Source organism: Mitsuaria sp. CC2 (assembly GCF_048957715.1).
Classification (GTDB): domain Bacteria; phylum Pseudomonadota; class Gammaproteobacteria; order Burkholderiales; family Burkholderiaceae_C; genus Roseateles.
This window is the reverse complement of sequence record NZ_JARVXN010000047.1, coordinates 1-9,006: the sequence shown is the minus strand read 5'-3', so window position 1 is coordinate 9,006 and position 9,006 is coordinate 1. Positions and strand designations below refer to the sequence as shown.

The following is a 9,006-nucleotide window of genomic DNA, read 5'->3' as shown; positions in this document are numbered from 1 at the left end:
CTCCCGCGACACACAGGTGTGCACGCGCAGAGTGTCTTCAGGCAAGGCGGTCTTGAGGCGGAAAGGTGAGGCCATGGCACCAGGGGTCAGGTCGACACCCCGGAGGCTAGGGATCACCCGCGATCACCACAACGGTCGAAAGTCACTCCCGAGGTTGGGACCGGCGCGGACGAATTTCGCAGAATTATCAGAACGGTCGGCAAGACCTGGCCCGGCTCAGGTCATCAACAGGAATTCCTCGTCGTCAAGGAGCTCGGCAACGTCTTCCCGCCACTGCCGGGGGTCATTCACCTGTTGCCAGACGACGCCCGGGGGCCAGGTCCTGCCTTCCCCGCGGAAACGATCACGCATGGTCCCGATGACGCTGCGTGGCGTTGGCCAGGAGGATTCTCCGATCTCGACCAGCAGGTTTCCCCGATCGAGCTCTTCGAGCAAGACCTGGCGCAGGCCGTCGGGGAGTCGGTAGACGAGCGAGACCCAGTCGGCAGCGGCGGAGGGATCCCCAACCCGCGCCCGGATCTCCGCGGCGGACGTGCTGGCGATCGTCGCTGCCTCTTCATCCGACATCGCGTGCCAGTTGGTCGAGCAACGGAAGTGGAGGTGGGGCGACGAGGGCCAGCGGCTCCAGGAGGAACGTTTGGTCACGTGTTCCCTTCAAATACGCGGTCGCGAACCGCGATCGAGAGATCGCCCTGCTTAGGGTCCACCGAGAACTCGATCTCGCCCCAGGGGAAACGGGATACGGCCTGGGACCTTGCGACCAATTCCGGCGTGATGCCGGTCTTCTTCGCAAAACGCTTCACGATGCGGCTCGTGTGGATTGACTCTGGAAACTCCTCCTCGTCGAACAGGACGAAGACCGCCTGTTCCGATCCCGCACCCGCGTCGATCACCAGCTTCGCAGGCAGGTCCAGATAGCGGACCGGTCGCCCCACGAGGACCGGCGGGTTCAGCGCGCCAATTCGCCAGGCCACCTCGCCATCCACGCTCACTAGACCGTCAATCAGATCGATTTCCAGATTCATCAATCTTGCCCGCCGTCGCGCCCGTTCAGACTTCCGGTCAATTTGCTGACGCCGACGATGCGAGGTTGAACGTCACCGCGATCGTCATGGCCTTCGGGGAAGCCTCTAGCCGGACAGAACCCCAAGTGAACGTCGCTTCCTCGATCCACTCTGATGCCGGCACCACAGCGAGAGCCAGGCGTGCGCTCACAAGAGCGGCAAATGCCCGGAGATCCTGTTTCAGATCACGCGGTGTAGCGTCCCACTGCTTGGCGCGTGCCACTCCGCCCATCCAGTACAGATAAAGATCATCCAGACGATTGGTGGCGATCTCAAAATCCAATCGCAGGCGGCAGTCTTCGCCTGCAAACTCCACCGGCAACGAGAACTTCTTGAAGCCTTCTGCGTCCACCTCATTCACTTGGAGCTGGTGCGTCAGCACAAGCTGGTGGACAGCGTGGATCGCCAAGTGCCGCACATCGATTGAATCGACGGACAAGGCTCCCGTTGATTGATCCAGATTCAGTTTCAAGGCGTTCATTTGAGGTCGTAAATCATCGTGGTACTACGCATTTTGTGAGTGTCCTGCGGTTCCAGGAAGAACTGTGTTCCGCCACCCTTGCCAAGCTTCGGGTTTGCCAATGCCGTTCCCATCGCCATGCAAGTGTCTTCTTGAAGAATGAACTTGTGCAACCGCGTCCGATAGTCGAAGGCTGTATCAGGATCGTTGTGCTTGTGGGCCAACTGCAGAGAGTCGTTGTAGGCCCTGGCGCCCTTGCCCTTCATCGACAGCACTTGGCCGGCCTTGGAGAAGTAGTTGGGTGTGTTGTTGCCGTGTGGATAGAGCGTGTAGAAAACCGTTCCCTTCTTCACCACGACGTTCGTGTAGGCGTCTTTCCCAGTGTAGGGTTTGGTCCCCTGCCAGTTTCGAGCTTCGCTGGCGGGATCCCTGCCGCAGCACGGATCGCATCCACCCTTGCCCTTCTTAAGTCCGAGAGGATCGGTCCATTGGATCGGATCCGGCGCGTACTGATAGGGGTTGATTCCACCCATCAACCCGATCGGATCCTGCGTCAGATACCGCCCCGCATCCGGGTCGTAGTAGCGATGCCGGTTGTAGAAGAGCCCCGTCTCCTCGTCCTCGTACTGCCCCTGGAAGCGCAGGGGCTGGCGGACCTCGTCGACGTCGGTCCGCGCCAGGCGACCCCAGGCGCGGTAGCGGGCGCGCCAGCGCGCACGACCGTTCTCGTCCAGCAGCGCCAGCGGCGTGCCGAGATGGTCGCACTCGTAGAAGAGCACCTCGTCGTTCGCGGCGTCGGCGCCGTCCCATGACGCCTGTGCGGCTTGTTCAGCATTGCAATCCGCGCGCCATCGTTCCAGGCGCCGGTACCAGCGCACGTGCGCGTCCGGCTCCGCGGAAGGCGCATCCGGTCGATCCCACGCGATCACGGGCGCGAACGCCACCGATCCGCCGTCGAAGGCTGACAGCGTCTCCACGCTGCGGACCCGCGCCAGCGGCGTGAAGCTGTCGGGCTCGTGCACGTAGGCCACGCTGCCTTGCGCATCGACCTCCTGCACCATGAGGTCGCCGTTCCAGACGAACACGGTGACACGCTCGCCGTCCGGCGTCGCGAGCCGCTTGAGCACGCGGCGTCCCATTGCGTCGTAGGCGTAGCGGCTCGTCAGCGCGCCTTGAGGCGTCGCCCGTTCGGCCCGGATCAGTCGCTGATTCGCGTCGTACTGCAGGCTCAGCGCATCGATACCGGCGCCCTCGCCGATCGCCGCCTCGTTCGCAGCGTCGTCCTGGATCCACTGCTTGCGGACCGCATTGCCGTCGGCGTCGTACTCGTAATGCCAGCCGAGCGCTTGCGTCACCAGGTTGCCGCGCTTCGGCGCCGCAGCCGCGTGCTGTCCCGCAGGCAATGAGGCGGCCGGAACCGCCCCGGGCAAGGGCACGAGATTGCCCGCCGGATCGAACGCGAAGGTCTCCCGCAGTCCCGGCTGGACCGCGGACATCAGTTGCCCCACCACGTCATGCGTGTAACGCAACTCACCCAGCACGGAGTCGTCGATGCGCTCGCGCAGCGCGCCCGGCGCCGCATCGCCAAATCCGAAGACGCTGCGCGTCCACCGCGACGCGCGGTCGTAGCGCAACTCGCGCCGCAAGCCTCCGCGGCGGAGCCCGCCCAAGCTGCGACGGGTCTCGCGATGCAGCGCGTCGCGATCGACGTCGGCCAGCGGCCGCCCTTGCCACAACACGCCGTGCCAGTGGCCCGGCCCATAACGCTGCGTCTGCACCACCCGCCCGTTGGGCAGGCGTGTCGCCACGCGCTGCCCCAGCGCGTCGTACTCATGCCGCAGCAGGAAGGACGCGGCCGCGGTGCCGCGTTCAGCCGCGTCGGGCCAAGCGCCAGCGGGATCCGGCCGCACGCGCTCGGGCGCCAGCTCGATGCGCTGACGTTCTTCGATCAGTTGCCCCGCCGCGTCCCACCGCAGCCTCGACTGCGCCGCCACGTTCTCGACCGCGATGACCCGGCTCAACGGATCCCAAGCGAATCGCTCCTGTCCGTCCGGCGTCACACGCGCCACCATCCGGCCGAGCGCGTCGCGCACATAGTCCGTGCGGATCGCCCCGCGCTGGTTGGCGACCAGCTCGCCCGCAGCGTCGTAGTCGTAGCGGCTGACAAGCCCGTCGAAACCCGTCTCCGTCTCCTGGATCAGCCGGCCTTGTGCGTCATAGGCCAGGCAGTAGGACTCGCCGTTGGCGTTGATCAACTCGACCAGTCGCAGCGCGCGGTCGTAGTGGTACTGCAGCCGCCGGCCCGCCGCATCGATGCGCTCGATCGGCAGCCCCTGCATCTGGTAGCGATAGGTGGTCTGGCGCCCCACCCCGTCCATGTGGACGAGCAGGCGTCCCATGGCGTCGTAGCTGAACCGCTCCTCGCCGCCGTCGGGATGACGGATGGCCACGAGGCGGTCGATCTCGTCCCAGCCGTAGCGCACGCTGTGGCCCAGCGCATCGGTCCGGGCGACGAGCCGCCCGCGCGCATCCCAATCGAAGCGGGTCTCGGACCCGGAACAGTCGACATAGGCGATCAACCGGCTGTTCGCGTCGTAGAGATAGGTTTTCGCCCGCCCAGCGGCGTCGATCAGCTCCCGCAACTGGCCGAACACGTTGTAGGCCATCCGCGTGACGCGCCCCAATCCGTCGGTCTGCGCCACGACGCGACCTTCAGCATCGAACGCGCGTTCCTGCACGTGCCCCATCGCATCGATGGATCGCACGCGCCCAATGGCTGGTGAGCGGCGACCAGCTCCCGCGATGGTCCGGCGCGGCTTCTTCCGACAGCGCGGTGTCTTCGGACGCGGCCGTCTCTGACTGGAACAGCACATCGGCGCCCTGCCAGCGCAGCACCCAGGCACCGCCGGCAGCGTCGACATAGCGGGTCAGCAGATGCGTGTCGTAGTGATAGCGCCAGAGATGACCCAGCGCATCCTTGCGGCCCAGCAGGTCCAGGGCTGTCGGGTCCGCCCCCTCGCGGGGGGCTTCGAGACCGTACGCATAACGCGTCAAGACCTGCCACCCGGTCGTCGGACCGTCGGCGTCGACGGCCAGACGCCGGACCAGCCGGCCGATGCGCAGTGCGCCATGGCACGCGCGTTGCGCATCCGTCAACGCGCCAGTCGGCGCGGCGTGCGCCTCCAGCACGATGTCGCCCGGTGCCGTGATGCGCCGCACCGTGAAGTCTTCATCCAGGCGCTGCGGCAGCACGGACGACTCCCATCCGGGCAGCCAGTCGAGTCGCACGGACAGCCCGTCCGGACGTCGCTGCTCCGTCAGGTAGCAGCGCCTGATCTGGCGATCAGGCCCGAACTCAAACGCTCGAAGTCGCGCTGATCAATCCTTCAAGAGCCGTGCAACCTCTTCTCCGGAAAAGGGCATGGACGGAGCCGCCAGCTGCCTCAAGATGGTCAGGTGTTGATCGATCTTCAGCTTGCGCAGGTTCTCAACCCGCATGCGACCGCCGGCGACCAGCGCCGGTTCGAATCCATACACCTCATCCTCTGCCAACGGACCCAGCGCTTTCATCGCCCTGGCAAACATCGGCTTTCCGTCTTCGTCGTCAAGGTCGCATTCTTCCCTGTCAACACCGAGGAACACGAGAATCGACATGTCCCGGGCATCGGGTGTCTTGGGCTTTAGCCGCTTCGGAACAGCAAAGACAGCATTCGTCGCGCAGTTGATCGTCGCCGACTGTCCACTCCTCTGCCCACAGAGATAGAGCTTCCCAAAGGCGGTTCGGGCGATCACGTGAAAAGAGTCGATCTGCTCAAGGGGAGAGTTCTCCAGCCATTCGTCCACGATGTCTTCATAGTCTGCCGGGTTCACGAACCAGAAGCGCCCCTCGCCATATCGACCCCAGCCTTCTTCGCGCCAGTACGCCATCAACTGATCCGGGAGCTTTCCGGTCCAGGCGGCGATGTCTGATTCCGGAACAGGTTGCCGGGAATCAGCTTCACCGAATTCCTCGATGAATGCCTCGAAATCTTCGTCTCTCATCTCATGTCCTTTCCGCGGCATGGTTCAAGCTTGACGTTCATCTTCTCGTCGCCCTTGCCGTTCTTGATGGCGTCGTCCGCTGCAGCGTCCATGGAGGCAAGCCGCCCGTCCTGATTCCAGCTGCCGCCGATGGACCCGTTCACATCCGCGCGTCCCATTCCCTTCGGATCGGGTTGTGCCCAGCCGCCGGCGACCATGTCAGGCTCATGAAGTGCGGCCAGCTTGCCCATGATGTCCTTGGTACGAGCGGCTGCCTGCGCCTTGGCAGCCGGTCTCGCAACCCCAGAGTTTCGCAAGCTTTCTTCGATCCCGCGCGAAACTTCCTTCGCGAAGTCCTTCCGGTAGCTGGTCTGTGCTGCCTCGGCCAGAGGATTCCGTCCAACGCTCTTGTACGCGTTGCGCGCCGCCTTGTAATCGAGCGCGGACATGCCGTTGATCTGGTCCTGCTGCTTCTGCAACTGACTTGCCATTTCCTTCAGGTATGCCTTCTTCTCCTGTGCGTTCATCGACATGAACTTCTTCTTGTCGAACGGGTGGAAGCACGGAACCTCTGTTCGCTTCGGTTTGATTTTGGCGCCGTTGGTGGTCTCGTTCTTGGCTGTCGGCGCCTCTGCGTCAGGCTTTTTCTTTGGAGGACGGCCGGCCAGTTCGTCCAACTTCGCTTCTGCCTTCTCGAGCGCTTCGCGCAGCGGCTTCTGGAAACGTTGAGGCAGGTGAGGCAAGACCTCCTCAGCCACCTTCTTCAGACCCGCAGCGTACTTCTCCGTGTTCTTTGCAATCTTTCCAGCGGTCGCCGCTTCTCCGGCGATTGGCACAGCGCCAAGCACCGACAGCCCGGCGCCGATCCAGTCGCCACGGCCAGCGCTGATGATGCCGTTGAGGATGTCCGCCGGAGCGCCTGCTCCCGGGATCAGTCCCACGAGATCCAGCAGCATCTGCAGCGCGTCGAGCTTGGAGATCTCGGTCGGATCGACCTTCACCGTGGCATTCGCGTCTTCCGCTTTCCCTGCACTGACCGCCGGCGACTTCTGCAGGATGCCTGTCGTGTTGTAGCTACCCATGCGATCAGCCGCCGTTCATCCAGAACTTGTCACCGTGGCGGACCACCCACTTCTTGCCGGCGCGCACCGAATCGCTCTTGTCGAGCGGCTCGCATTTCTTGCCCACCGTGCCGCTCTTAATGCCCGTGCCGCTGCCGGGCGTATCACCGACGCTGCTCGGTGTCTTGCTTTGATCGAAGACCACGGCCGGGTTGCCGTTGAACTTGACGCTCTTGACGATGCCCGTTGCGTCGCTCAGTTGCGATGTGATCGGATACGGCACCGGCACCATTGAGCTGCCCACGGGCGTCTTGCAGACGTCAGGTGGCATGCTGTACACGACCCAGCCGCTCTCCTTGCGGGCTCCCAGATTAATGGCCATGAGCCGCCTCCTCCATCTTGAACAGCGGTGCTGTCAGGTCGGTCTCGAAGCGCAGTTCGGCCGTCTTCACGCCCATCTCTGCCGACACGCTCGCGCGCCAGACGATGGCCAGTTCCATCGCGTCCGTGTCCACGAGCAAGGTATCGATCGCGCATACGCCGCCGAGCATCAGGCCGCTGGCGAGATGGAACAGCACCGACACGCGATGTCCCGGCAGCGCGATGAACGCATGCCCGCTCGGGCAGAGCGCGGGGGCGATCAGGTTGCCGAGCTCGATGTAGCAATCGGGCCGCGGGAAGGCGATCTGCTGGTCTTCGGGCGCGGCGTTCCAGTACGCCATGTCGAAGTCTTTGGGCAGATTCGGCCAGCGCTCCGCCAACCATTGATCGTTGTACGAGCCAGCGCGCTGAATGCGTGGCGTCCACGCGCGTCCGACCGGACCGAAGCCCGCCGGACGATGCCCGTAGGCCTTGGCCTGCTCCAGCATCTGCGGCGGCTGCTGGCCGGCGGCCTGGGCCGTGATGTCCGGTCGATCGACCGGATGATCCGGCGGCTCGATCTGCGGCGCGGGCCACGACGTCGGCATCGGCACTCGTGCTTCCCGCGACGCGCGCTCCAGGTCCGCATGCATCCAACCGCGACCCAAGGGATTCAGGAAACAGACTTCGTTGAGCAGCAGTTCCGGCGCCTGCGCATCGCGTCCGAAATCGGGATGCGGCACCCGGCTGCCGCCGCCGTAGGCGAGTTCATACAGCAGCGGGACGCTGGTTGCGGCGCTTAGCGTTCGCCGTGCCCATGCGCCCTTGGCGTCGCGCACGAATTCCGACGGCGCATGCAGATGCAGGGCCTTGTCCAGCAGCATCTCGCGACTGCGATCCCCGTTCGGTCCCGGTGCGCGCAGCCAGCCGTCGATCGCGACGCGTCGCTCCTCCTGCCACGCCACGCGATCCGCGAAGCTCGTGTCGGGATCCGTCAACGGCGTCACATAACCGGCTGCCGGATCCGCCTGAGGATGACGCGACGGTTGGCTGACGCGCAGTCGGGCGAGCCAGCCTTCGCTCGGCCGTCCAGCCGGCGCATGGCTGGTGCCGGTGACCAGGACGTCGCACTTCGGCTTGAACGGCGCGAGGTCGCTTTCCGCGCGCACGCTGCTCAGGCCGATCTCGCCGACGTACTGATCCTCGGTGACCAAGGGCGGAGCGCCTTCGTCGACCAGTTGCGGCACCAGGCGCATCGGGCCGGCCGCCGTCGGCTGCGCGCCTTCCAGTTGCCAGGCCGGCACGAGCTTGTAGACCGTGCGCACCGCCACGACCTCGTGCTCGCGGTCCTGCGTGTCGATGCCGCGATAACCCGCCGCGCCGAACGGCGTGAGATTGACCAGTTCCATACGGCGCTCCGACCTCAGTTGAGGTCGATGTCCTTGCCGTTGATCTGCACCGGGCCCGACGCGTCGAACAGGAACTCCGATCCGACGATCGTGACCTTGCCGTCCTTGGTCATCGTCAGGCTGGCCTTGCCGACGACAAAACGGATCGCATCGCCCGCGACCAGTTCGTAGGTCTTGCCCACACGCGTGGTCTTGCTCAAGCCCACCTGTTCCGACTGCTGCAGGCCGACCGTCGTGTTCATGAGGCCGCCGACCGTCGTCTGATAGGCCGCGCCGATGGTCAAAGCCTTGCCCAGTCCGATCGTCTCGGCCTTCGCCAACGCGATGGTCTCGGTTTTCATGCCGCCGATCGTCACCGACCGGTTCGATCCGATGCTGATCGTCTCGTTGATCCCGACATCTTCCGTGCGGTTCATCCCGATCGAGATCTTCTCGTCGAGGTCGACCCGCTCCGTCCGGTTCTGATGGATCGTGATCGTCTCGTCCAGGTTCACCGTCTCGGTGCGGTTGCCCTTGACCAGCGTCGTCTCATGCCGGTCGATCGTCTTCGTCCGATCCCGTCCGACCCAGTGCGTCTCGTCGTTCTCGACCTCGATGTCCTGGTTCTTCTCCGCGTGGATCCACAGCTGCTC

10 protein-coding genes are annotated in these 9,006 nt (G+C 64.6%); all 10 read right to left on the bottom strand.

What is annotated here, in order from left to right; genetic code table 11:
* Positions 1 to 216: 216 nt before the first annotated feature.
* Positions 217 to 645, bottom strand: a complete 429-nt coding sequence (locus PV762_RS27785) for a hypothetical protein (protein ID WP_421038230.1) — start codon at positions 643 to 645, stop codon at positions 217 to 219.
* Positions 642 to 1,025: a hypothetical protein gene (locus PV762_RS27780; protein ID WP_421038229.1), complete on the bottom strand. Its 384-nt coding sequence runs from the start codon at positions 1,023 to 1,025 to the stop codon at positions 642 to 644. The genes PV762_RS27785 and PV762_RS27780 overlap by 4 nt, the downstream gene beginning before the upstream one ends.
* Positions 1,026 to 1,062: 37 nt before the next feature.
* A complete protein-coding gene (locus PV762_RS27775; RefSeq protein ID WP_421038228.1) occupies positions 1,063 to 1,545 on the bottom strand; it encodes a hypothetical protein in 483 nt (160 codons plus the stop codon).
* The gene (locus tag PV762_RS27770) at positions 1,542 to 4,289 is read right to left on the bottom strand and encodes an RHS repeat-associated core domain-containing protein (protein ID WP_421038227.1); all 2,748 of its coding nucleotides are present in this window, start codon (positions 4,287 to 4,289) and stop codon (positions 1,542 to 1,544) included. The genes PV762_RS27775 and PV762_RS27770 overlap by 4 nt, the downstream gene beginning before the upstream one ends.
* Positions 4,237 to 4,812: a hypothetical protein gene (locus PV762_RS27765; protein ID WP_421038226.1), complete on the bottom strand. Its 576-nt coding sequence runs from the start codon at positions 4,810 to 4,812 to the stop codon at positions 4,237 to 4,239. Before PV762_RS27765 ends, PV762_RS27770 begins: the two co-directional genes overlap by 53 nt.
* 90 nt (positions 4,813 to 4,902) lie before the next feature.
* On the bottom strand, positions 4,903 to 5,565 hold the full coding sequence (locus PV762_RS27760) for a GAD-like domain-containing protein (RefSeq protein ID WP_421038225.1): 663 nt from the start codon (positions 5,563 to 5,565) through the stop codon (positions 4,903 to 4,905).
* Complete coding sequence (locus tag PV762_RS27755) at positions 5,562 to 6,626, bottom strand: polymorphic toxin type 15 domain-containing protein (protein WP_421038224.1); 1,065 nt, start codon at positions 6,624 to 6,626, stop codon at positions 5,562 to 5,564. The genes PV762_RS27760 and PV762_RS27755 overlap by 4 nt, the downstream gene beginning before the upstream one ends.
* 4 nt (positions 6,627 to 6,630) lie before the next feature.
* Positions 6,631 to 6,987 carry a DUF4150 domain-containing protein gene (locus tag PV762_RS27750; RefSeq protein ID WP_088404486.1) on the bottom strand — a complete coding sequence of 119 codons (357 nt, stop codon included), beginning with the start codon at positions 6,985 to 6,987 and terminating at the stop codon, positions 6,631 to 6,633.
* Complete coding sequence (locus tag PV762_RS27745; protein ID WP_421038223.1) at positions 6,977 to 8,374, bottom strand: DUF2169 family type VI secretion system accessory protein; 1,398 nt, start codon at positions 8,372 to 8,374, stop codon at positions 6,977 to 6,979. Before PV762_RS27745 ends, PV762_RS27750 begins: the two co-directional genes overlap by 11 nt.
* A 14-nt stretch (positions 8,375 to 8,388) precedes the next feature.
* On the bottom strand, positions 8,389 to 9,006 hold a 618-nt coding region (locus PV762_RS27740), incomplete at its 5' end, for a bacteriophage T4 gp5 trimerisation domain-containing protein (protein WP_421038222.1).